Origin of the sequence: Micromonospora sp. NPDC005197, from assembly GCF_040608295.1 — a bacterium.
In the GTDB taxonomy this organism is placed as follows: domain Bacteria; phylum Actinomycetota; class Actinomycetes; order Mycobacteriales; family Micromonosporaceae; genus Micromonospora.
Map to the genome: position 1 here is coordinate 162,694 of NZ_JBEXHY010000002.1, position 20,955 is coordinate 183,648.

General features: G+C 70.2%; 22 protein-coding genes. 16 read left to right on the forward strand and 6 right to left on the reverse strand.

Annotated features, from left to right (window positions below; genetic code table 11):
* The first annotated feature begins 114 nt into the window (after nt 1–114).
* The 4 genes from ABZU46_RS01820 (at nt 115) to ABZU46_RS01835 (ending at nt 2,904) form a co-directional block, all read left to right on the forward strand.
* On the forward strand, nt 115–393 hold the full coding sequence (locus ABZU46_RS01820) for a hypothetical protein (protein WP_354854243.1): 279 nt from the start codon (nt 115–117) through the stop codon (nt 391–393).
* A 50-nt stretch (nt 394–443) separates the two neighbouring features.
* Nucleotides 444–1,838, forward strand: a complete 1,395-nt coding sequence (locus ABZU46_RS01825) for a DUF4331 domain-containing protein (protein ID WP_354854245.1) — start codon at nt 444–446, stop codon at nt 1,836–1,838.
* A 22-nt stretch (nt 1,839–1,860) separates the two neighbouring features.
* Nucleotides 1,861–2,190, forward strand: coding sequence for a phospholipase (locus ABZU46_RS01830; RefSeq protein WP_354854247.1), 330 nt, complete (start codon nt 1,861–1,863; stop codon nt 2,188–2,190).
* A 456-nt stretch (nt 2,191–2,646) separates the two neighbouring features.
* Nucleotides 2,647–2,904 (forward strand): WhiB family transcriptional regulator, encoded by a 258-nt coding sequence (locus tag ABZU46_RS01835; protein ID WP_007455784.1) that lies wholly within the window; start codon nt 2,647–2,649, stop codon nt 2,902–2,904.
* A gap of 61 nt (nt 2,905–2,965) precedes the next feature.
* Here ABZU46_RS01835 and ABZU46_RS01840 read toward each other — a convergent pair whose 3' ends face one another.
* Nucleotides 2,966–3,415 carry a metallopeptidase family protein gene (locus tag ABZU46_RS01840; protein WP_007455785.1) on the reverse strand — a complete coding sequence of 150 codons (450 nt, stop codon included), beginning with the start codon at nt 3,413–3,415 and terminating at the stop codon, nt 2,966–2,968.
* Between the two features lie 152 nt (nt 3,416–3,567).
* On the opposite strand from ABZU46_RS01840, the gene ABZU46_RS01845 reads away from it, so the two are divergent.
* Nucleotides 3,568–3,936 carry a DUF3499 domain-containing protein gene (locus tag ABZU46_RS01845; RefSeq protein ID WP_354854249.1) on the forward strand — a complete coding sequence of 123 codons (369 nt, stop codon included), beginning with the start codon at nt 3,568–3,570 and terminating at the stop codon, nt 3,934–3,936.
* Between the two features lie 26 nt (nt 3,937–3,962).
* Here the strand turns inward: ABZU46_RS01845 and ABZU46_RS01850 are convergent, their stop codons facing one another.
* Nucleotides 3,963–5,339 carry an FAD-binding oxidoreductase gene (locus ABZU46_RS01850; protein ID WP_354854313.1) on the reverse strand — a complete coding sequence of 459 codons (1,377 nt, stop codon included), beginning with the start codon at nt 5,337–5,339 and terminating at the stop codon, nt 3,963–3,965.
* A gap of 2 nt (nt 5,340–5,341) precedes the next feature.
* Complete coding sequence (locus tag ABZU46_RS01855) at nt 5,342–6,688, reverse strand: aspartate aminotransferase family protein (protein ID WP_354854251.1); 1,347 nt, start codon at nt 6,686–6,688, stop codon at nt 5,342–5,344.
* A 644-nt stretch (nt 6,689–7,332) separates the two neighbouring features.
* Between ABZU46_RS01855 and ABZU46_RS01860 the strand changes: the two genes are divergently transcribed.
* Together ABZU46_RS01860 and ABZU46_RS01865 are read left to right on the forward strand one after the other, a co-directional pair.
* Nucleotides 7,333–8,076, forward strand: a complete 744-nt coding sequence (locus ABZU46_RS01860) for a Scr1 family TA system antitoxin-like transcriptional regulator (RefSeq protein ID WP_354854315.1) — start codon at nt 7,333–7,335, stop codon at nt 8,074–8,076.
* A complete protein-coding gene (locus ABZU46_RS01865; RefSeq protein WP_354854253.1) occupies nt 8,067–8,261 on the forward strand; it encodes a DUF397 domain-containing protein in 195 nt (64 codons plus the stop codon). The genes ABZU46_RS01860 and ABZU46_RS01865 overlap by 10 nt, the downstream gene beginning before the upstream one ends.
* A 102-nt stretch (nt 8,262–8,363) precedes the next feature.
* Here ABZU46_RS01865 and ABZU46_RS01870 read toward each other — a convergent pair whose 3' ends face one another.
* On the reverse strand, nt 8,364–8,876 hold the full coding sequence (locus ABZU46_RS01870; RefSeq protein WP_354854255.1) for an Lrp/AsnC family transcriptional regulator: 513 nt from the start codon (nt 8,874–8,876) through the stop codon (nt 8,364–8,366).
* 216 nt (nt 8,877–9,092) lie between these two features.
* Between ABZU46_RS01870 and ABZU46_RS01875 the strand changes: the two genes are divergently transcribed.
* From ABZU46_RS01875 to ABZU46_RS01915, 9 genes are all read left to right on the forward strand, one after another.
* Nucleotides 9,093–10,277, forward strand: coding sequence for a spermidine/putrescine ABC transporter substrate-binding protein (locus ABZU46_RS01875; protein ID WP_354854257.1), 1,185 nt, complete (start codon nt 9,093–9,095; stop codon nt 10,275–10,277).
* Between the two features lie 5 nt (nt 10,278–10,282).
* The gene (locus ABZU46_RS01880) at nt 10,283–11,434 is read left to right on the forward strand and encodes an ABC transporter ATP-binding protein (protein WP_354854259.1); all 1,152 of its coding nucleotides are present in this window, start codon (nt 10,283–10,285) and stop codon (nt 11,432–11,434) included.
* Nucleotides 11,431–12,336, forward strand: coding sequence for an ABC transporter permease (locus ABZU46_RS01885; RefSeq protein ID WP_354854261.1), 906 nt, complete (start codon nt 11,431–11,433; stop codon nt 12,334–12,336). Before ABZU46_RS01880 ends, ABZU46_RS01885 begins: the two co-directional genes overlap by 4 nt.
* Nucleotides 12,336–13,172: an ABC transporter permease gene (locus tag ABZU46_RS01890; RefSeq protein WP_354854263.1), complete on the forward strand. Its 837-nt coding sequence runs from the start codon at nt 12,336–12,338 to the stop codon at nt 13,170–13,172. The genes ABZU46_RS01885 and ABZU46_RS01890 overlap by 1 nt, the downstream gene beginning before the upstream one ends.
* A 37-nt stretch (nt 13,173–13,209) precedes the next feature.
* A complete protein-coding gene (locus tag ABZU46_RS01895; protein WP_354854265.1) occupies nt 13,210–14,631 on the forward strand; it encodes an FAD-dependent oxidoreductase in 1,422 nt (473 codons plus the stop codon).
* Nucleotides 14,631–15,833: a saccharopine dehydrogenase C-terminal domain-containing protein gene (locus ABZU46_RS01900; RefSeq protein ID WP_354854267.1), complete on the forward strand. Its 1,203-nt coding sequence runs from the start codon at nt 14,631–14,633 to the stop codon at nt 15,831–15,833. The genes ABZU46_RS01895 and ABZU46_RS01900 overlap by 1 nt, the downstream gene beginning before the upstream one ends.
* The gene (gene speB, locus ABZU46_RS01905; RefSeq protein ID WP_354854269.1) at nt 15,830–16,843 is read left to right on the forward strand and encodes an agmatinase; all 1,014 of its coding nucleotides are present in this window, start codon (nt 15,830–15,832) and stop codon (nt 16,841–16,843) included. Before ABZU46_RS01900 ends, speB begins: the two co-directional genes overlap by 4 nt.
* A gap of 234 nt (nt 16,844–17,077) precedes the next feature.
* Nucleotides 17,078–17,842 (forward strand): G5 domain-containing protein, encoded by a 765-nt coding sequence (locus ABZU46_RS01910; RefSeq protein ID WP_354854317.1) that lies wholly within the window; start codon nt 17,078–17,080, stop codon nt 17,840–17,842.
* Nucleotides 17,843–18,086: 244 nt separating this feature from the next.
* The gene (locus ABZU46_RS01915; protein WP_354854271.1) at nt 18,087–18,938 is read left to right on the forward strand and encodes a DUF559 domain-containing protein; all 852 of its coding nucleotides are present in this window, start codon (nt 18,087–18,089) and stop codon (nt 18,936–18,938) included.
* A gap of 140 nt (nt 18,939–19,078) precedes the next feature.
* Here ABZU46_RS01915 and ABZU46_RS01920 read toward each other — a convergent pair whose 3' ends face one another.
* Together ABZU46_RS01920 and adh are read right to left on the reverse strand one after the other, a co-directional pair.
* Entirely contained in the window at nt 19,079–19,426 is a 348-nt protein-coding gene (locus ABZU46_RS01920) for a DUF779 domain-containing protein (protein WP_354854319.1), read from the reverse strand.
* Nucleotides 19,423–20,928, reverse strand: a complete 1,506-nt coding sequence (gene adh / locus ABZU46_RS01925; protein WP_354854273.1) for an aldehyde dehydrogenase — start codon at nt 20,926–20,928, stop codon at nt 19,423–19,425. The genes ABZU46_RS01920 and adh overlap by 4 nt, the downstream gene beginning before the upstream one ends.
* Between the last annotated feature and the right edge of the window lie 27 nt (nt 20,929–20,955).

Here is a 20,955-nt window from a genome sequence, read left to right on the forward strand (position 1 = left end):
GTCGCGGCGAGGACCGCCGCCGGTGTTCCCTCAGGGGCCCGGCGGCGTCGGTCGACGGCACCGGACCCGTCCGTCACCGCGGGCGCGTACGCGCCGCCGCCGGAAAGGTTGCCCATGACCAGTGATCAGCGGAAGCGGCCCTGGCCGCGACTGACCCGCCGGCAGACGTTGACCGCCGCGGCCAGCGCCACCCTCGGCGCCGCCGCACTCACCGTGCCGGGTCTGTCGGCCGCGCAGAACGCGCCGGGCGCGGCAGGTCGGGACGACGAACCGATCGTCGTGCACCTGCGCGACGCCGCGTCCGGAACGATGGACGTCTTCGTCGGTGAATCCCGGATCGAGGTACGCGACCGCGGCCTGGCGGACCGACTGCGGCGCGCAGCCCGGCGCTGACCCGCACGCTCCGCCCGCCATCAGTCCCCGCCCAGTGAGGTTGGTCCGCCATGTCTTCCCACCGCGAGGCTCCGGAGATTGCCAAGGATCCGGTCGCCGACAGCTCCGACCTTTACGCGTTCGTCAGCCCCGACAAGCCCGACACGGTCACGTTGATCGCCAACTACGTGCCCTTGCAGCTCCCGTCCGGGGGGCCGAACTTCTTCGAGTTCGGCGACGACGTGCGCTACGAGATCCACATCGACAACGACGGTGACGGTCAGCCCGACGTCACCTACCGGTTCGAGTTCACCACCGAGATCACCAACCCGAACAGCTTCCTCTACAACACCGGGCCGATCGACTCGCTGGACAGCAAGAACTGGAACCGCCGGCAGTTCTACAGCCTGACCCGGGTGACCGACGGCCGGGAGCACCGGCTCGCGCACAAGCTGCCCTGCCCGCCGTGCAACGTCGGCCCGCTGTCCACCCCGAAGTACGCCGACCTCGTCCGGCAGGCCACCTACACGCTGTCGACCGGGGAGCGGGTCTTCGCCGGGCAGCGCGCGGACGGCTTCTTCGTCGACCTGGGGGCGATCTTCGACCTCGGCACGCTGCGGCCGTTCCAGCAGCTGCACGTCGCCGGGAAGAAGATCTTCAAGGCCGAGGGGGAGCCGGTCAACGCCACCGACCGGATGAACGTGCACAGCCTCGCCGTGCAGGTGCCGCTGAAGCAGGTGCGCCGCCGCGCCAGCCGGTACGGCGCGGGCGACCCGGCGTCGGTGCTCGGTGTGTGGACGTCGGCGTCGCGCCGGCAAGTCCGGGTGCTCGGTGACCGGGTCGCGCAGGACACCTCCACCGGCCCGTTCACCCAGGTCTCCCGGCTGGGCAATCCGCTGTTCAACGAGGTCATCGTGCCGATGTCCAAGAAGGACCTGTGGAACTCGCTGCCACCGTCGGAGGACAAGCGGTTCGCGCAGTTCGTCGAGCGGCCCGAGTTGGCCGCGCTGCTGCCGGCCCTCTACCCGGACGTCTTTCCCAACCTGGACAAGCTCAACAAGTCGAAGAAGGCCCGGGCCGACCTGGTGGCGATCCTGCTCACCGGCGTACCGGCCGGGCTGATCGACGGCTTCACCAACGCGACCGGTGACGTGCAGGCCGACATGCTGCGGCTGAACACGGCGATCCCGCCGACCCGCCGGCCGGACCGGTTCGGGGTGCTCGGCGGCGACCTGGCCGGCTTCCCCAACGGGCGGCGGGTCGGCGACGACGTGGTCAGCATCGCGCTGCGGGCGATCGCCGGGGTGACCGTCCCGCTGGTCGACAAGACGTTCCGCCCGGATGCGGCGGCCGCCGCGGTCACCCCGGGGTTGAGCGCCGCCGACGTGACGGCCCCGTTCCTCGCAAACTTCCCCTACCTCGGTACGCCGTACGACGGGTTCAACAACCCGCCGGCGTCGTCCTGATCTTCGGCCGGGGGAGCAGCGGATGCACGAGCACACGTACGGGCCGTCGGAGACGGGGAGTGTCGTCCTCGAACTGGGTGGTGACACCGGTGCCCTGATCGTCTACACCGGTCGGGAGTTGCACGGCCGGGAGATCGAGATCAGCCGCGGCGATGATCGGCGGGTCCACTCGGCGGTACGGGAGCGTCGGGTGCGGGACGGGTCGTTCCACAGTGCGGTCTATCCCGATCTGCCTGCCGGTCTGTATACCGTCTGGTGGGACGAGGACACGTCCGCCGGCATCGTTTCTGTCCATGGTGGAGGGATAGCCGAGTTCGTGTGGCCCAGCAGCGGTTTTGGGGCCGCAGGCTGACCTCGAAGCGCCACTTTTCACTCGCACCCCGTCCACATTGTGGGCGGGGTGCGAGTGCTGTCCACGGCTCGACGGGCGGTCTGCGCCGCGCCGCGTTAACCTGTCCCCCACCAAGATCAGCTTTGCGAGAGGGGGCTGGTGCTCTCCCGGCGGTGGCCCGTCGGGGGGAGCGCCACGGCAGAAAAGTCGGGCAACTCGCCGGAGAGGGCGTTACTCGGCCGGGGTCTGAATCGATAGGGCAGGTTGCGAGGCTGGGACGGTCCTGGTGGCCGACCAGGGGTGTCGGGAGGGCGACTCCATTATCAAGTTTGGCTTGACGGCGCACGCATTACACGCGTGTAATTTGAATGGGGTTGTTCGCACGGAACGCAACAAAAGGGACCGGACGAACAAACACGCCTTTCGCGTGGGGGGTTGCAGCGGCGATGACGCCGGTGCGCGACAAGGAGGCATTTGATGGACGGCCAGCTTGAGGTGGCCGACCTGCTCGGAAACGCGCCGGAGTGGCAGGAGCGGGCCTTGTGCTCGCAGACCGACCCCGAGGCGTTCTTTCCCGAGAAGGGCGGCTCGACCCGCGAGGCGAAGCGAATCTGCTCGCGCTGCGAGGTCAAGACCGAATGCCTCGAATACGCTCTCGGCCACGACGAGCGGTTCGGCATCTGGGGTGGGCTCTCCGAGCGGGAGCGGCGCAAGTTGAAGCGGCGGGCCGCCTGAGCGGTGCAGGGTCGGGGCGGTGGGGGCCGCCCGGCTCAGCCGTCGTACGGGCGCGTACGGCTCAGGCCAGCTCGTCCGGGTCGACCCCGAGCAGGTTCGCCACCTGTTCGATGATCACGTCGTGGACGAGGTCGGCGAGATCCTCGCGGTCCATGGCGCGGAACTCCAGCGGTCGCCGGTACAACACGATGCGCGGCGGCACCTCCTGGCGGCCGGGGCGGCCGGGCAGCAGCCGGGCCAGCGGCACCTCGCCGTCCTCCAGCACGTCGGAGTCGTAGACGTTCAGATCCGGTGGGACGTCCTCGACGGCGAACTCGACACCGGCCAGCTCCTTGGCGAACCGCCGCTCCAACGTCTCGACGGTGTCCAGCACCAGATCGTCGAAGACCTCGGCCTTGGTCCGCGCCAACGGCACGGTCGCCGGCACCAGACGCCCGCGCAGGCCACGCCCGTGCCGGTCGCGGTGCGCACGCCGGCCGGGGCCGGGGCGGCGGTGTTCCGGGCTCGTCATGACGCAAAGGGTAGTCCCCGTGCCGGGCCGGCCAGCGGCAGCGGCACTCCTCTGGCGCGGCGCGACCCGAACCGGGAATTGTGATCACCGCGACGGGCGTGTCGCAACGCGAAGCGATGCGCCGGACCCGGTAATGGAGATACCCTGCCGCCGTGAGGTCACCACGGCGCTGCTCCCGTAACGGCTGTCCCCGGCAAGCGGTCGCCACATTGACCTATGTCTACAACGAGTCGACAGCCGTGGTGGGCCCGTTGGCGGCGTTCGCCGAGCCGCACACGTACGACCTGTGTGAGCAGCACGCCCGCAGCCTCACCGCGCCGCGCGGCTGGGACGTGGTGCGGCACGAGGGTGAGTTCGAGCCGCCCCCGCCCACCACGGACGACCTGGTGGCGCTGGCCGAGGCGGTTCGCGAGGCCGCCCGCCCGGCCCCCCGCCCCCCGGAGCACGACCAGGCCCACCCGGAAGGCCCCCACCAGACGGGCCGCCGAGGCCACCTCCGAGTAATCCCCCCAAACCACTAACCCCCCACCCGGCCCGCCCAGCGCGGTCAGTGCCCCAGGAGGCGGGAGAGGGTTTTGGCGCGGTGGGAGGGGCGGTTGGTTCGGATCTCCTTTGCGTCGGCGCTGGTCATGACGCGCAGCGCCGTGTTCATCGCCAGCCAGCGCAGGGGTTCCGGCTCCCAGCGGGGCGAGCGGTGGTTGACCCAGGGCAGGCTGGTCAGCTCGCTGCGCTCGCCGCGGATCAGGTCGGCCAGGGTGCGGCCGGCGAGGTTGCTGGAACCCACCCCGTCCCCGACGTAGCCGCCCGCCCAGGCCAACCCACTGGCCCGGTCGAACCCGACCGAGGCGGCCCAGTCCCGGGCCACCCCGAGCGGGCCACCCCAGGTGTGGGTCACCGGAACGTCCGGCCCGAGCACCGGGAACAGTTCACCCAGCGTCCGCCGCAGCGCCGCGAAGACCCGTGGCTCCCGGTCCTGGCCGGGAGAGACCCGGGACCCGAAATGGTACGGAGCACCGCGCCCGCCGAAGGCCAGCCGACCGTCCGCCGTCCGCTGGCCGTAGATGATCACGTGTCGGTGGTCGGAGAACGTCTCCCGATCCGCCAGGCCGATCCGCTCCCAGGTCTGCGCCGGCAGCGGTTCGGTGGCCACCATCAGTGAGTACACCGGCGCCACCGTGCGTCGCAGGCCGGGCAGCATTGGCGTGTACCCCTCGGTGGCCCGTACCACCACCGACGCCCGCACCGTCCCCGACGCGGTGACCGCCGCGCCGGACCGGATCGCGGTCACCGTGGTCTGCTCGTGGATCCGCACCCCGAGTCGCTCCACCGCCCGCGCCAGACCACGCACCAGCTTCGCCGGGTGCACGACCGCGCAGTGCGGGGTGTACGTCCCACCGCGTACCCCCTCGGCGCCGCACCGGGCCGCGGCCTCGTCGGCGTCGAGGAGCGCCAGGTGGTCCGCGCCGAAGCCGAACGCGCGGGCCTCGTCCACGGCGGCCCGGGCCCGGGCGAGCTGCGGGCCGGTGCGGGCGAGCGTGACGGTGCCGCCGTCGGCCCAGTCGCAGTCGATGCCCTCGGCCGCGACCACCCTGCCCACCGCACGGACGGTGTCGTGCAGTGCCCGCTGCATGGCGACAGCCGCGTCGCGGCCGTGCCGGCGGGCCAGCCCGGTCAGTGACGTGGGAAAGAGCGCCGAGCACCAGCCGCCGTTGCGCCCGGACGCCCCGTACCCCGCGATCTCCCGCTCCAGGACGACGACCCGCAGCGTCGGATCGGCCTGGGCCAGGTGGTACGCCGTCCACAGCCCGGTGTAGCCGGCGCCCACGATCACCACGTCGGCGTCCGTGTCGCCGGGCAGCGCCGGCCGCGGCGTGAGCGGCTCGTCCAGGCTGGACAGCCAGTACGACAGATTCTCGTAGCCCATGGTCAGAGCCGCGACCACGCCTCGGTCAGCACCGTGCGGAGGATCTGCTCGATCTCGTCGAAGTGCTGCTGCTCGGCGATCAGCGGCGGGGCGAGCTGGATGACGGGGTCGCCCCGGTCGTCGGCCCGGCAGTAGAGACCGGCCTGGAACAGCGCGGTCGACAGGAAGCCGCGCAGCAGCCGCTCCGACTCGGCCTCGTCGAACGTCTCCCGGGTCGTCTTGTCTTTGACCAGCTCGATGCCGTAGAAGTAGCCGTCGCCCCGCACGTCGCCGACGATCGGCAGGTCGTGCAGCTTCTCCAGGGTGGCGCGGAACGCGTCCTCGTTGGCCCGTACGTGCCCGACGAGATCCTCGCGGGCGAAGACCTCCAGGTTGGCCAGGGCCACCGCGCAGGAGACGGGGTGTCCGCCGAACGTCACCCCGTGGGCGAACATGCTCGTCTCGGTGAGGAACGGCTCCATCAGCCGGTCGCTGGCGATCATCGCGCCGAGCGGGGCGTACCCCGAGGTGATGCCCTTGGCGGTGGTGATGATGTCCGGCTGGTAGCCGTAGCGCACGGCGCCGAAGTACTCGCCGAGCCGACCCCAGGAACAGATCACCTCGTCGGACACGAGCAGCACGTCGTACGCGTCGCAGATCTCCCGGACCCGCTCGAAGTAGCCGGGCGGGGGTGGGAAGCAGCCGCCGGAGTTCTGCACGGGCTCCAGGAAGACCGCGGCGACGGTGTCCGGCCCCTCGCGCTCGATGGCCCGGCCGATCTCGTCGGCGGCCCAGCGGCCGAACGCCTCGGCGTCGTCGCCGTGCTCGGGCGCCCGGTAGAAGTTGGTGTTCGGCACCTTGATCCCACCGGGCACCAGCGGCTCGAAGTCGCTCTTGATGCCGGGCAGGCCGGTGATCGACAACGCGCCCATCGAGGTGCCGTGGTAGGCGATGTAGCGGCTGACCACCTTGTGCTTGTTGGGCTGACCGGTGCGCTTGAAGTAGGCCCGGGCCAGCTTCCACGCGGCCTCGACGGCCTCCGAGCCGCCGGTGGTGAAGAAGACCCGGTTGAGGTCGCCCGGGGTGAGCGAGGCGATCTTCTCGGCCAGCTCGACCGCCTTCGGGTGCGCGTACGACCACAGCGGGAAGTACGCCAGCTCACCGGCCTGCTTGGCGGCGGCCTCGGCCAGCTCGGTGCGGCCGTGACCGGCGTTGACGACGAACAGCCCGGCGAGCCCGTCGAGGTAGCGGCGGCCCTGCGCGTCCCACACGTACGCGCCCTCGCCGCGCACGATGGTCGGCACCTCGCCGGCGGAGTAGCTCGCCATCCGGGTGAAGTGCATCCAGAGGTGGTCGGTGGCGTTGGCCATGTCAGCCCCATCGGTCGTCGGGCCGGTCAAAGGGGTGAAGCCGGCCGCTCTGCCAACGGTTATCGCACAGCACGACCCAGGAAAGCAAGTGTGATCGGTAGTGCCTAAGCCTAAGGACGACGGATTCGGCGAGAAATTGCCCTAGCCGCGACGGAATCCGCACGGGCGTCGGCCCTGCTCGTCGTGCCCGGCGGGCGCGCCGGGCTGCCCGCTGACCCCTGGTCGGCCTCCTTTGCTCTGCTTCAACGGACGCAACAGTGCACGTCCGGTATCCGGACGCGGGGTGTTGCGCCGGTTGAAGCAGAGCAAAGGACGCGAGCGATGGCCTGCCGGCCCGGCCCGCCGGCCACGATCCACTCCGTATCGCCGATGTCGCGGTGTCGGGGCGGAGTTGATGCCGCGATATCGGGGATGTCGAGTGGATCAAGCGAGTCGATCACGGGAGTGGAGCAACGGGTCGAGCAGCCGGGACGGGGGTGGGGCACCTTGGGGGCAGTTGCGGAGCGTTCTGGATGCGCGTCAACACGTTCACCGCAACACGCCGGTAGGCGGCGGACACCGACACGCAGCGTCGCTATCGTGCGCCGCAGTGTGCACCCGGCGGGCGGGAGGATCCGGTGGCGAACGAGGCGTTGCGGGTGGCGATGGCCGAGGCGGGGGAGACGGTCGAGTCGCTGGCCGAGAAGGTCCGCGTCGACCCCAAGACGGCGGCGCGGTGGCTCGCCGCGGGGCGCATTCCGCACCCGCGTACGAGGATCGCGGTGGCCGAGGTCCTACGCCGGGACGCGGCCGATCTCTGGCCGGAGCCGTTCCGCCGCCGGGACCTGCCCTGGTTCCGACCGTGGGCCGAGCTGGAACAGGACGCGACCTCGATCCGCTCCTATCAGCCGCTGCTCGTGCCGGGCCTGCTCCAGACCGAGGGGTACGCCCGCGCGGTCCTGAACACGGGCGGGCTGGTCGCAACCTCTGAAGTGGACCAGATCGTGGCGAGCCGGATCGACCGGCAGGCGGTCCTGCGCCGCGACGCCCCACCCCAGCTCGTGGCGGTGATCGACGAGGTGGTGTTGCGCCGCCCGGTCGGCGACCGCGCCGTCATGGCCGGCCAGCTGGCCCACCTCGCAGGCGTGGCCGAGTGGGAACACGTGCAGGTCCGGGTCATCCCCGCCGAGAGCCCGTGGCACACCGGCCTGGCTGGCCCCTTCGTGCTGGGCCGCCTGCCCGACGGGACGGAATTGGCGTATCTCGACAACCAGCTCCGCGGTCAGATCGTGACCGATCCCCTCGACGTCGCTAACCTGGGACGCAGGTGGGAGAGCGTCACCGGTGAGGCGTTGCCCCAACGTCAGTCGATCGAGCTGATCAGGGAAGTGGCCACGACATGGACATGACCGACGCCCGTTGGCGCACCGCTACCCGCAGCAGCAACAACGGCGGTGACTGCGTCGAGGTGGCCGACAACCTGCCCGGTCGAGTGCTGGTGCGGGACAGCAAGGACCGCGACGGTGGCACCCTGACCTTCGCCCCGACCGCCTGGACGTCGTTCATCGACGCAGTCCGGGCAACGGCACGCTGATCCACTCGGGTTCACGGAAACCGGGGTATCAGGGCGACCCGGACACCCCGACTTCCTGAAAGCCGAGTCGATCAAGCAAAGCACCGAGTCGATCAAAGCCCGTCAGGCCGTACCCCAGGTGTAGGTCTGCTTGCGGAGTTTGAGGTAGACGAACGCTTCGGTGGCGAGCACTCCGGGCACCGCGCGCAGCCGTTGCAGGATCTCCAGCAGGTGGTCGTCGTTGCGGCAGACCACCTCGGTGAGCAGGTCGAACGACCCGGCGGTGATGACCACGTAGTCGACCTCGTCCAGCTCGGCCAGCCGGTCGGCCACCGCCTCCAGGTCGCCGTCGGTGCGCAGCCCGATCATCGCCTGGCGGGGGAAGCCGAGCTGGAGCGGATCGGTCACCGCGACGATCTGCATGACGCCCGAGTCGAGGAGCCGCTGGACCCGCTGGCGGACCGCCGCCTCGGAGAGGCCGACGGCTTTGCCGATCGTCGCGTACGGCCGTCGGCCATCCTCCTGGAGCTGTTCGATGATCTGTTTGGCCACGTCGTCCAGCAGAGCGTGACTGGCACCTTCACGTACAGCGACGCGTCGACCGCCGTTGCCATTCTCGTGCTGCCGGTTCGTCATCGTGCGCTCCCCATGTCCCGAATCGTGATGTCGTGCGTGTGTCCCCGCGCAGTCTGGCGTATTTCGTCGTGCATCGCTAACCCCGCAACGGAATCCCTTGTGAGAGAGGGTCTCTCATGTCAGGATCAGTCGTCCCTGGTACTTGAGCCTCCCGACATTCCCGCCGGCGCGCGCCTCCCCCGTCCCGCCCGCCGACGATGACCCCTAGGAGTCGTCATGCGTACTCCCCTCCGGCCCCTCTCCCGGCGTGGACTGCTCACCGGCACTCTCGGATCGGCCGCCCTGCTCGCTGCGGGCGGCAGCCTCGCCGGCTGCGGCACCAAGGGCGCCCAGCAGACCGAGGCCGGCTGCGTCAGCGAAGACCTGTCCGGCACCGAGAAGAAGCTTGCCTTCTCCAACTGGCCGCAGTACATGGACGTCGACGAGAAGGACGAGTCCAAGCGGCCGAGCCTGGACGAGTTCATCACAAAGACCGGCATCCAGGTCACCTACACCGAGGACATCAACGACAACAACGAGTTCTTCGGCAAGGTGCAGAACCAGCTGGCCGCCTGCCAGAGCACCGACCGGGACATCATCGTGCTGACCGACTGGATGGCCGCGCGAATGATCCGGCTCGGCTGGATCCAGAAGCTCGACGTGGCGAAGATCCCGAACGTCCAGGCGAACCTGTTGCCGTCGCTGCTCAACCGCTCGTTCGACACCGAGAACCGCATCTCGATCCCGTGGCAGTCCGGCCTGGCCGGGTTGGCGTACAACGGCAGCGTCACCAAGGAGCTGCGGACCGTCGACGAGCTGCTGACCCGCCCCGATCTCAAGGGCAAGGTGACGGCGCTCAGCGAGATGCGCGACACCATGGGCCTGCTGCTCGGCTCGAACGGGCACGACCCGTCGAACTTCACCGCCGCCCAGTTCGACGACGCGCTCAACAAGCTCAAGAAGGCCGTCGACTCCGGGCAGATCCGCAAGTTCACCGGCAACGACTACGCACCCGACCTGGCCAAGGGCGACATCGCCGCGTGCATCGGCTGGTCCGGGGACGTCATCCAGCTCTCCAGTGAGAACGAGAAGGTGCAGTTCGTCGCCCCGGACTCCGGCGTGATGCTGTTCAGCGACAACATGATGGTCCCGAACAAGGCCACCCACAAGGGCAACGCCGAAGCGCTGATCAACTACTACTACGAGCCGGCGGCCGCGGCGAAGCTCGCCGCGTACGTCAACTACATCTGTCCGGTCAAGGGCGCCCAGGCCGAGATGGAGAAGATCGACCCGGAGCTGGCCGCCAACCCGCTGATCTTCCCCGACGAAACGCTGCTGGCGAAGTCCAAGGTGTTCATGGCCCTGGACGAAAAGCAGGAGAAGGAGTACGAGGGCAAGTTCCAGCAGGTCATCGGGGCGTGACGGGGATGACACGCGAGACACCCGCTGGCGATCTGCGCCTGGCCGACCTCACCAAGCGGTTCGGCATCTTCACCGCCGTCGACGACCTCAGCCTGACGATCCCGCAGGGCTCGTTCTTCGCGCTGCTCGGCGCGTCCGGATGCGGCAAGACCACCACCCTACGGATGATCGCCGGGCTGGAGGAGCCGACCAGCGGCCAGGTGCTGCTCGGCGACACCGACATCGCCCGGCTGCGGCCGTACAAGCGGCCGGTCAACACGGTCTTCCAGAGTTACGCGCTCTTTCCGCACCTCACCATCTTCGAGAACGTGGCCTTCGGGCTGCGGCGGCGCGGCATCCGTTCGGTCGACGACGAGGTCCGGCGGATGCTGTCGCTGGTGCAGCTCGACGGCTTCGGCCCGCGCCGTCCGGCGCAGCTCTCCGGTGGCCAGCAGCAGCGGGTCGCGCTGGCCCGCGCTCTGATCAACCAGCCGCAGGTGCTGCTGCTCGACGAGCCGCTGGGCGCGCTCGACCTCAAGCTGCGCCGGCAGATGCAGATCGAGCTGAAGCGCATCCAGACCGAGGTCGGTATCACCTTCGTGCACGTCACACACGACCAGGAGGAGGCCATGACCATGGCCGACACCGTCGCGGTGATGAACGCCGGCCGGATCGAGCAGCAGGGCGCCCCGGCCGACCTCTACGAGTTCCCGGCCACCGCGTTCGTGGCGAACTTCCTCGGCCAGTCCAACCTGCTCGCCGGCGAGGCCGCCGGCACGAGCGGCGGCGAGGTCGCGGTGACGGCGCACGGCGCGCGCTTCTCGGTGCCCGCCGGCCGGTCGCGCGCCGACCGGGGTCCGGTCCACCTGGGGGTACGCCCGGAGAAGCTGCACCTGGTCGGCTCCGCCGACCAGGTCCCCCAAGGACACCAACACCTCACCGGGGTGGTCACCGACGCCTCCTACGTGGGGGTCAGCACGCAGTACCTGCTGCGCACCGGTTGGGGCACCGAGCTGTCGGTCTTCGTGGCGAACAACGGCGCGGAGGCGCGGGTGCCGGTGGGCAGCGAGGCCGTGGCGTACTGGGATCCGCGCCACGCGTTCCTGCTGGCCCGAGACGCCGCCGACACCGACCGGACCACGCCGGTGCTCGACGAGCCGGTGGGCGCGTCGTCATGACCCTCCTGGCCCCCACCAAACCGGGGCAGCTGCCGCCGCCACCGGCCGCCCGGTCCGGGCGGTTCCGGCTCCTGCCGTACCTGTTGCTGCTGCCCGGCGCGGTCTGGCTGCTGGTGTTCTTCGGCGTGCCGCTGCTGCAACTCGCCGCGGCGAGCCTCTACGACCCCAGCGGCTCGCTCTCCACCGGGTACGCGATGACGTGGGCGTTCGGCAACTACCCGGACGTCGTGCAGGCGTACTGGCCGCAGCTGCTGCGCTCGTTCGGCTACGCCGGGCTGGCCCTGGTGCTGGCGCTGCTGCTCGGCTACCCGCTGGCGTACGCCATCGCGCAGAAGGCCGGCCGGTGGAAGAACCTGCTGCTGGTGTGCGTGGTCGCGCCGATGTTCACCAGCTTCCTGGTCCGCACGCTGGCCTGGAAGACGATCCTGTCGGACAACGGCGCGCTGGTCGGCCTGCTGCGTGACGTGCATCTGCTCGCGCCGGACGGCCGGCTGCTGGCCACGCCGTTCGCTGTGGTGCTCGGCCTGACGTACAACTTCCTGCCGTTTCTGGTGCTGCCGCTGTACGCGAGCCTGGAGCGGCTGGACCCCCGGCTGTTGGAGGCGGCGAGCGACCTGTACGCGAGCGGCGTCCAGGCGTTCCGCCGGGTGACCCTGCCGTTGTCCATGCCCGGCCTGGTCGCCGGCACGCTGCTGTTCTTCATCCCGGCCAGCGGCGACTACATCAACGCCGAACTGCTCGGCACCCCGAACGAATACATGATCGGCAACGTCATCGACTCGGCGTTCCTGGTCCGGCTGGACTACCCGCAGGGCGCCGCGCTGTCGTTCCTGCTGATGGCGGCGATCCTCGCGGTGGTCTTCGGCTACCTGCGCAGGGCCGGCACGGAGGAGGTGCTCTGATGCGGGTCTCCCGTTGGCTGGCCGATCGCTGGGTGATGATCGTGGCGCTGCTGGTGCTCGGCTACCTCGCGCTGCCGATCCTGGTGGTGGCCGGGCTGTCGTTCAACCGCCCGTCGAGCCGCCTGTCGTACGACTTCAACGAGTTCACCCTGGACAACTGGCGGCAGCCCTGCGCCACCTCCGACATGTGCGACGCGGTCGTCCGCAGCGTGCAGATCGGTTTCATCGCCACGGTGGTCGCCACAGTGCTCGGCACCCTGATGGCGTTCGCGCTGGTCCGGCACCGCTTCCGCGGCCGGTCCGGCATCAACGTGCTGATCTTCCTGCCGATGGCCACCCCGGAGCTGGTGATGGGCACGTCGCTGCTGGCCCTGTTCGTCTCGGCCGGGGTGCCGCAGGGATTCTGGACCATCGTCATCGCACACGTGATGTTCTGCGTGTCGTTCGTGGTGGTGACGGTCAAGGCGCGGCTCGCCGGAATGGACCGGCGGCTGGAGGAGGCCGCCATGGACCTCTACGCCAACGAGTGGCAGACCTTCCGGCAGATCACCCTGCCGCTGGTGCTGCCCGGCATCGTGTCCGCCGCGCTGCTGGCGTTCTCGTTGAGCTTCGACGACTTCATCATCACGAACTTCAACGCCGGCACGACAGTCACGTTCCCCATGTACGTCTGGGGCGCCGCCCAGCGGGGCATCCCGCCGCAGGTCAACGTCATCGGCACCGCGATGTTCGCCATCGCGCTGCTGCTGGTCGGGCTCAGCTCGCTGCGCGGGCGGCGTGCTCGCCGCGCCGCGCTGCTGGCCGGCCCGGTACCGCAAGCGCGTCGCTCGTCATGACCGCCCTGGATGCGGGCCGTCCGACCGGGCCGCCGTCATGACCCTCCCGCATACCGGCCGGGCGCTGGCCGACGCGGCGCCCGTGCCGTACTGGCTGGACCGCCCGGAGCGCCCCGACCCGCTGCCGCCGCTCACCGGCGCGCAGACCGCCGACCTGCTGGTGATCGGCGGCGGGTACGGCGGGCTCTGGGCCGCCCTGGAGGCCAAGCGGGCCGAGCCGGACCGTGACGTGCTGCTCGTCGACGCCGGGACCTGCGGGTGGGCCGCCTCCGGGCGCAACGGCGGGTTCTGTGCCGCCTCGCTCACCCACGGCCTGGCCAACGGCGTCGACCGGTTCCCCGGTGAGATCGGCGAGCTGGAACGCCTCGGCCGCGCCAACCTGGACGCGATCGCCGCCACCGTCGCCGAGTTCGACATCGACTGCGACTTCGAGCGCACCGGCGAACTGGCCGTCGCCGTCGAGCCGTACCAGCTCGACGGGTTGGCCGCCGACGCCGAGCTGGCCCGCCGGTACGGCCACCGGGTGCGGCTGCTCGACACCGACGAGGTGCGTGCCGAGGTGAACTCGCCGACGTACCTGGGTGGCATGGTCGACGCCGACCGGGTCGCCATGGTGGACCCGGCGGAGCTGGCGTGGGGTCTGCGCCGCGCCTGCGTCGACCTCGCCGTACGCGTGCACGAGCACACCCGGGTCACCGGGCTGCGCGCCGACGGCCCGGCCCTGCGCGCGGCGACCGCCGGCGGGCTGGACAACGCGCCCGGCTCGGTACGCGCCCGCCGGGTCGTGTTGGCCACCAACGCGTTTCCGCCGCTGCTGCGCCGGCTGCGCGCGTACGTGGTGCCCGTCTACGACCACGTGCTGATGACCGAGCCGCTCAGCCCGGCGCAGCGCGACGCGATCGGCTGGCGCAACCGCCAGGGCCTGGCCGACACCGGCAACCAGTTCCACTACTACCGGATCACCCGCGACGGGCGGATCCTCTTCGGCGGCTACGACGCCGTCTACCACTACGGCAACCGGGTCGCCCCGAAGCTGGAGCAGCGCCCGGCCACCTTCACCGCTCTCGCCAACCACTTCTTCACCACGTTCCCGCAGCTCGCCGACGTGCGCTTCAGCCACCGCTGGGGCGGCGTCATCGACACCTGCACCCGGTTCTGCCCGTTCTACGGGACCGCGTTCGGCGGTCGACTGGCGTACGCGGCCGGCTACACCGGCCTCGGCGTCGGCGCCACCCGCTTCTCGGCCCGGGTGCTGCTCGACCTGCTGGCCGGCGGGGACACCCCGCTGACCCGGCTCGATCTGGTCCGCCGCAAGCCCCTGCCGTTCCCGCCGGAACCCGTCCGCGCGGTCGGCATCAATCTCACCCGCCGGTCGATGGCCCGCGCCGATGCGCGTGAGGGCCGTCGCGACCTGTGGCTCCGTACTCTCGATCGTCTTGGTTTGGGGTTTGATTCCTGATGCGTGTCCTGCTCGTCGGCGCCGGTGGCGTCGGCTCCGCCGCCGTAGCCATCGCCGCCCGACGCTCCTTCTTCGAGACGATGGTGGTCGCCGACCATGACCCGGACCGCGCCGCCCGCGCGGTGGCCGGGCACGGCGACCGTTTCGTCGCCGCCCAGGTGGACGCCTCCTCGGCCGACGCGGTCACCGCGCTGTGCCGGGAGCACCGGATCACCCACGTGCTCAACGCCGTCGACCCGCGCTTCGTCATGCCCATCTTCGACGGTGCGTTCGCGGCCGGCGCGGACTACCTCGACATGGCGATGTCGCTGTCCCACCCGCACCCGTCCCGCCCCTACGCCGAGACCGGGGTGAAGCTCGGCGACGACCAGTTCGCCGTCGCCGACCGGTGGGCGGCGGCCGGCCGGCTCGCGCTCGGCGGCATCGGCATCGAGCCCGGCCTGTCCGACATCTTCGCCCGGTACGCCGCCGACGAGCTGTTCAGTGAGATCGACGAGATCGGCGTCCGGGACGGGGCGAACCTGACCGTCGACGGCTACGACTTCGCACCCTCGTTCTCCATCTGGACCACGATCGAGGAGTGTCTCAACCCGCCCGTGGTCTGGGAGGCCGACCGGGGCTGGTACACCACCGAGCCGTTCAGCGAGCCGGAGGTCTTCGACTTCCCGGAGGGAATCGGCCCGGTCGAGTGCGTCAACGTGGAGCACGAGGAGGTGCTGCTGATCCCGCGCTGGGTGAAGGCGAAGCGGGTCACCTTCAAGTACGGCCTCGGCGACGAGTTCATCGACGTGCTGAAGACGCTGCACAAGCTCGGCCTGGACTCGACGACGCCGGTCAGCGTGCGCGGCGTGCAGGTGTCCCCGCGCGACGTGGTCGCGGCCTGCCTGCCCGACCCGGCCACCCTCGGCGACCGGATGCGCGGCAAGACCTGCGCCGGCACCTGGGTGCGTGGCCTGGGCCCGGACGGGCAGCCCCGGGAGGTGTACCTCTACCACGTGGTCGACAACGAGTGGTCGATGCGCGAGTACGGCCACCAGGCGGTCGTCTGGCAGACCGCGGTCAACCCGGTCGTCGCGCTGGAACTGCTCGCCACCGGCGCGTGGTCCGGCGTCGGTGTGCTCGGCCCGGAGGCCCTGCCCCCGGTGCCCTTCCTCGACCTGCTGACCAGCTACGGCTCGCGCTGGGGGATGGAGGAGCGATGAGCCGCTACGGTGCCATGTACGGGCCGGACATCACCTTCCTCGGCGTGGACCGGTGCGCACTCGACGATCCATCGTCGTACGCGGACGCCGACATCGTCATCGTCGGCGCACCCTTTGACGGCGGCACCTCGCACCGGCCCGGCACCCGGTTCGGGCCGTCGGCGATTCGCCAGGCGTGCTACCTGGCCCACGACGGCTCCCGCCCGTCCCTCGCGCTGCGCGTCGACGCGCTGCGCGACCTCCGGGTGTACGACGCCGGCGACGTCGAGATGTTCTCCGGCGACATCGAACGGTCACTGGCCGCTCTGGAGGCGGCCGTCTACGCCGTGTCGTCCTCCGGCGCCATCCCGATCGTGCTCGGCGGGGACCACTCCATCGCGCTGCCGGACGCGACCGGGGTGGCCCGCCAGCACGGGCACGGTCGGGTGTCGCTCGTGCACTTCGACGCCCACGCGGACACCGGCGAGATCGAGTTCGGCTCGCTGCACGGGCACGGCCAGCCGATGCGTCGCCTCATCGAGTCCGGCGCGGTACGCGGCGACCGGTTCCTCCAGATCGGGCTGCGCGGCTACTGGCCCGGCCCGGACATCCTGTCCTGGATGGCCGAGCAGCGGATGCGGTCGTACGAGATGACCGAGCTGGTCGCCCGCGGGCTGGACACGTGCCTCACCGAGGCGTTCACGATCGCGGTCGACGAGTGCGAGGGGGTCTTCCTCTCCGTCGACGTGGACGTCGTCGATCCCGGGATGGCCCCCGGCACCGGCACCCCCGAACCGGGCGGCCTGACCTCCCGGCAACTGCTCGACGCGGTCCGCCGGGTCTGCTACGAGCTGCCGGTGGTCGGGGTGGACGTGGTCGAGGTCGCCCCGCCGTACGACCACGCCGACATCACCGCCTACCTGGGCAACCGCGTGGTCCTGGAGGCACTGTCGGCGATCGCCCGACGCCGGCGCGACGCCGCGGGCGGGTCACCGTGGAACCCCCACCAACCCCTCCTGGACGCCCGCTGACCAGCGCATTGACGGCAACTCGACACGTCGACGCCGGACCCGGACCTCCTCTGTGGAGCGGTCGTTATCGTGGCCAATAATTGGTGATTCGCGGATTTGCTGCCTGAATGCGCGGCACGATCAGCCGTGCCCGGTCCGGCCAAGTGGTTGCCTGACCTGTCGTCCCGTCGCCGGTCACGAGCGCGATGGTGGATATTGCACGCAGTGTTTGCGACGACACTCATCGACGTGACGATGCAACCACCGCCGAATCCTGGCCCGCCGCACGTGCCGCCGTTCGGCCCTGGGCCCCGCCTGCCCGCCGCCCAGAGCTGGTTCCGCCGGGCCAGTCCCGCCAGCCGCGTCGCCGTCATCCTCGGCTCGGTGGCCCTGTCGTTCCTGCTGCTCTGCTGCGCCGGCACCGCGATTGTCAGCGCCCTGGCCGGCGAACCGGAGCCCACCCGCACCGGCACCGCGGCCGAGCAACCGCAGCAGCCCATCGTGGCGGCACCCGCCGAGCCGACCGAGGAGGCCCCCGCGCAGGAGGTGTCGCCGGTCGCCGCACCCTCCACCGCGTCGGTCTCGCCGAGCCCGTCCAGCGCCGCGCCGGTGGTGCAGGTGACGACCGTGACGGAGCGGGCCACGATCCGGTACGCCGAGCGGACCGTGAAGGACTCCTCCCTGGCCGAGGGCAAGCGGGTCGTCCGAACCAAGGGCGTCAACGGTACGAAGACACTGACGTACGAGGTGACCACCACGGACGGGGTGCGGACGGCCCGGAAGCTGGTGAAATCCGTTGTGACGAAGCAGCCGTTGACCCAGGTCGTCGCCGTCGGCACCAAGAAGGCCGCGCAGGCGAAGTGCGACCCGAACTACAGCCCCTGCGTCCCGATCGCCAGCGACGTCGACTGCCTGCCAGGCAGCGGCAACGGCCCCGCCTACGTTCGCGGCCCGGTCAAGGTCATCGGCACCGACATCTACGACCTCGACCGCGACAACGACGGCTACGGCTGCGACTAACCGCGCCGCGTCGGCCCTGCCCCGCGTGCCCTGAACCGAGTCGATCATGGAGTTGTGGTGCCCGGTAGACGATGGTTCAGGAGTTCTGTCCGGCACCACAACTCCTTGATCGACGCTGTGGTGGAGGTCGATGCGCATAGCACGGGTGGGCTTTGTTTGGGGGTTGTGCACAGGGCGCTCGGGTATCCACAGATTCCTGGGTCGGGGCGGAATGCCTGGGGCGGGGCGCGGCAGTCTCTGCCGCATGGCACAGGATCAGTATCGATACGCGGAGTTACTCGCCGCCGGCCTCAGTCGGGAGCAGGTGCGCAGGCTGGTTGGGCTGTCCCGCCTGCACCGGTTGACGCGGAGCGTCTACACGCCCTCGGCCGACCCAGCCGCGCGACTGCCGGCGATCTTTCGGCGGTTGCCTGAGACTGCCGTCGTCGGCTTCCATACCGGTGCACAGTTGCACGGCTTCGGCGACGTCCGCAGTTTCGACGTGCACATCATTGTGCCGGCCGGCGAGAACGTCCCGCAGATGCGGGGAGTCGTCGCCCACGAGGCGGTGCTGCCGGTACGCGATACGGTGCTGCTGGGCGGAGTGCCCTGTGCCCCGGCCGCCCGTTGCGCGGTCGACCTAGCCCGGTCACTGCGCCGAATGGACGCGATGCCGCTGCTGGACCTGTGCCTTCGCGTGGGTGCCTGCCGATCCGAGGAACTCAGGGCGGAGGTCGCTCGGCACAAACGCCTCCGTGGCGTCTGCCAGGCGCGTGAACTCGTGCCACGCGCCGACCCGCGGGCGGAGTGCCGGCAGGAGAGTCAGCTTCGCCTGGTGTTGATAGATGGCGGCCTGCCACCGCCGGAGCCACAGGTCTGGGTCCCGGACGGTCATGGAGTGCCGCTCTACCGCCTCGACCTCGGTTACCGGCGCCGCAAGGTCGGCGTCGAGTATGACGGATCGTGCCATTTGGACCGCGACCGTCTCCGGCATGATCGATCCCGATCGAACTGGCTAGCCGCAAACGGCTGGAAAATCCGCCACTTCACGGACCTGGACCTCTACCGCCGCCCCAACCACATCATCAAAACCCTGATCCCCCTCCTCCACCCCTAACCCCCTCCCCGCCCCACGCTCCCCAGGGCCGATCATGGAGTTGTGGTGGCTGACGAAAGGTGTAAAGCATCCCTTGCTGCCCACCACAACTCCATGATCGACGGGGCGGGGGCGGCCCACACGCAGCGGTCGCGGGTGACCTAGGCGGCGAGGCGGGAGCGGATGAGGAAGCGGAGACCGTCGGGGGCCTCCAGGGAGAAGCCGCTGCCCCGGCCCGGGACCACGTCGACGGTGAGCCTCGTGTGTTTCCACAACTCCCACTGGGCCGACGACATCCAGAACTCGACCGGCTCCGGCACACCGTCCACGGCGAGCGAGGCGAGCAGGACATCGGACGATCCGGTGCGGAACTCGCCTGCCGGGTAGCACATCGGGGCACTGCCGTCGCAGCAGCCGCCGGACTGGTGGAACATCAGCGGCCCGTGCCGCTCCCGCAGCGACCGGATCAGATCGGCCGCCGCGGGGGTCACGGAGACGATGGACATCAGAAGAAGCCGAGCTTCTGGGTCGAGTAGCTGACCAGCAGGTTCTTGGTCTGCTGGTAGTGCTCCAGCATCATCTTGTGGTTCTCCCGGCCGATGCCGGACTGCTTGTACCCGCCGAACGCGGCGTGCGCCGGGTACGCGTGGTAGCAGTTGGTCCACACCCGCCCGGCCTGGATCGCCCGCCCCGCCCGGTACGCGGTGTTCATGTCCCGGGTCCAGACGCCCGCGCCCAGCCCGTACAGGGTGTCGTTCGCGGTCTTCACGGCGTCGTCGAGGTCGGCGAAGGAGGTCACCGAAACCACCGGTCCGAAGATCTCCTCCTGAAAGACCCGCATCGAGTTGTCGCCCTCGAAGATCGTCGGCTGGACGTAGTACCCGCCCGACAACTCGCCGCCCAACTCCGCCCGGGATCCACCGGTGAGCACCTTCGCACCCTCCTGGCGGCCGATGTCCAGGTAGGACAGGATTTTCTCCAGCTGGTCGTTGGAGGCCTGCGCGCCGACCATCGTGTCGGTGTCCAGCGGGTGGCCCTGCACGATCCGGCCGGTCCGCTCCACCGCCGCGGCGAGGAAGTCCGAGTAGTGGCCCTGCTGGATCAGCGCCCGCGACGGGCAGGTGCAGACCTCGCCCTGGTTGAGGGCGAACATGGTGAAGCCCTCGAGCGCCTTGTCGAAGAAGTCATCACGGGACGCGCTGACGTCGTCGAAGAAGATGTTCGGGCTCTTGCCGCCCAGCTCCAGGGTGACCGGCTTGATGTTCTCACTGGCGTACTGCATGATCAGCCGCCCGGTGGTGGTCTCACCGGTGAACGCCACCTTGGCGACCCGTGGCGAGGACGCCAGCGGCTTGCCGGCCTCCACGCCGAAGCCGTTGACGATGTTGAGCACGCCCGGCGGCAGCAGGTCCGCCACCAGCGACAGCCAGTAGTGGATCGAGGCCGGGGTCTGCTCGGCCGGCTTGAGCACCACGGCGTTGCCGGCGGCCAGCGCGGGCGCCAGCTTCCAGGTGGCCATCAGGATCGGGAAGTTCCACGGGATGATCTGCCCGACCACGCCGAGCGGCTCGTGGAAGTGGTACGCGACGGTGTCGTCGTCGATCTCGCCCAGCGAGCCCTCCTGCGCCCGGATCGCCCCGGCGAAGTAGCGGAAGTGATCGATGGCCAGCGGAATGTCGGCAGCCAGCGTTTCGCGGATCGGCTTGCCGTTCTCCCAGGTCTCGGCGATGGCCAGCGACTCCAGGTTGTCCTGCATCCGGTCCGCGATGCGGTTGAGGATCAGCGCCCGCTCGGCCACCGAGGTGCGCCCCCAGGCGTCGGCGGCGCCGTGCGCGGCGTCCAGGGCCTTCTCCACGTCCGCGGCGGTGCCCCGGGCCACCTCGGTGAAGGTCTGCCCGGTGACCGGGGTCGGGTTCTCGAAGTAGCCACCGCCGTGCGGCTTGACGTACTCGCCGCCGATGAAGTGGTCGTAACGGGACTGCCAGTGGGTGGGCGCGTCGTAGCGCGTCATGGTTACCTCCGCCGTCGTGGTGCGGTG

Coding starts and splice junctions, on each gene's coding strand:
- ABZU46_RS01820 (WP_354854243.1), top strand. CDS start 115: ATGACCAGTGATCAGCGGAAGCGGCCCTGGCCGCGACTGACCCGCCGG.
- ABZU46_RS01855 (WP_354854251.1), bottom strand. CDS start 6,688: ATGGCCAACGCCACCGACCACCTCTGGATGCACTTCACCCGGATGGCG.
- speB (WP_354854269.1), top strand. CDS start 15,830: ATGAGCCGCTACGGTGCCATGTACGGGCCGGACATCACCTTCCTCGGC.
- ABZU46_RS01830 (WP_354854247.1), top strand. CDS start 1,861: ATGCACGAGCACACGTACGGGCCGTCGGAGACGGGGAGTGTCGTCCTC.
- ABZU46_RS01850 (WP_354854313.1), bottom strand. CDS start 5,339: ATGGGCTACGAGAATCTGTCGTACTGGCTGTCCAGCCTGGACGAGCCG.
- ABZU46_RS01840 (WP_007455785.1), bottom strand. CDS start 3,415: ATGACGAGCCCGGAACACCGCCGCCCCGGCCCCGGCCGGCGTGCGCAC.
- ABZU46_RS01860 (WP_354854315.1), top strand. CDS start 7,333: ATGGCCGAGGCGGGGGAGACGGTCGAGTCGCTGGCCGAGAAGGTCCGC.
- ABZU46_RS01895 (WP_354854265.1), top strand. CDS start 13,210: ATGACCCTCCCGCATACCGGCCGGGCGCTGGCCGACGCGGCGCCCGTG.
- ABZU46_RS01880 (WP_354854259.1), top strand. CDS start 10,283: ATGACACGCGAGACACCCGCTGGCGATCTGCGCCTGGCCGACCTCACC.
- adh (WP_354854273.1), bottom strand. CDS start 20,928: ATGACGCGCTACGACGCGCCCACCCACTGGCAGTCCCGTTACGACCAC.
- ABZU46_RS01910 (WP_354854317.1), top strand. CDS start 17,078: ATGCAACCACCGCCGAATCCTGGCCCGCCGCACGTGCCGCCGTTCGGC.
- ABZU46_RS01835 (WP_007455784.1), top strand. CDS start 2,647: ATGGACGGCCAGCTTGAGGTGGCCGACCTGCTCGGAAACGCGCCGGAG.
- ABZU46_RS01900 (WP_354854267.1), top strand. CDS start 14,631: ATGCGTGTCCTGCTCGTCGGCGCCGGTGGCGTCGGCTCCGCCGCCGTA.
- ABZU46_RS01870 (WP_354854255.1), bottom strand. CDS start 8,876: ATGACGAACCGGCAGCACGAGAATGGCAACGGCGGTCGACGCGTCGCT.
- ABZU46_RS01825 (WP_354854245.1), top strand. CDS start 444: ATGTCTTCCCACCGCGAGGCTCCGGAGATTGCCAAGGATCCGGTCGCC.
- ABZU46_RS01890 (WP_354854263.1), top strand. CDS start 12,336: ATGCGGGTCTCCCGTTGGCTGGCCGATCGCTGGGTGATGATCGTGGCG.
- ABZU46_RS01865 (WP_354854253.1), top strand. CDS start 8,067: ATGGACATGACCGACGCCCGTTGGCGCACCGCTACCCGCAGCAGCAAC.
- ABZU46_RS01875 (WP_354854257.1), top strand. CDS start 9,093: ATGCGTACTCCCCTCCGGCCCCTCTCCCGGCGTGGACTGCTCACCGGC.
- ABZU46_RS01885 (WP_354854261.1), top strand. CDS start 11,431: ATGACCCTCCTGGCCCCCACCAAACCGGGGCAGCTGCCGCCGCCACCG.
- ABZU46_RS01915 (WP_354854271.1), top strand. CDS start 18,087: ATGGCACAGGATCAGTATCGATACGCGGAGTTACTCGCCGCCGGCCTC.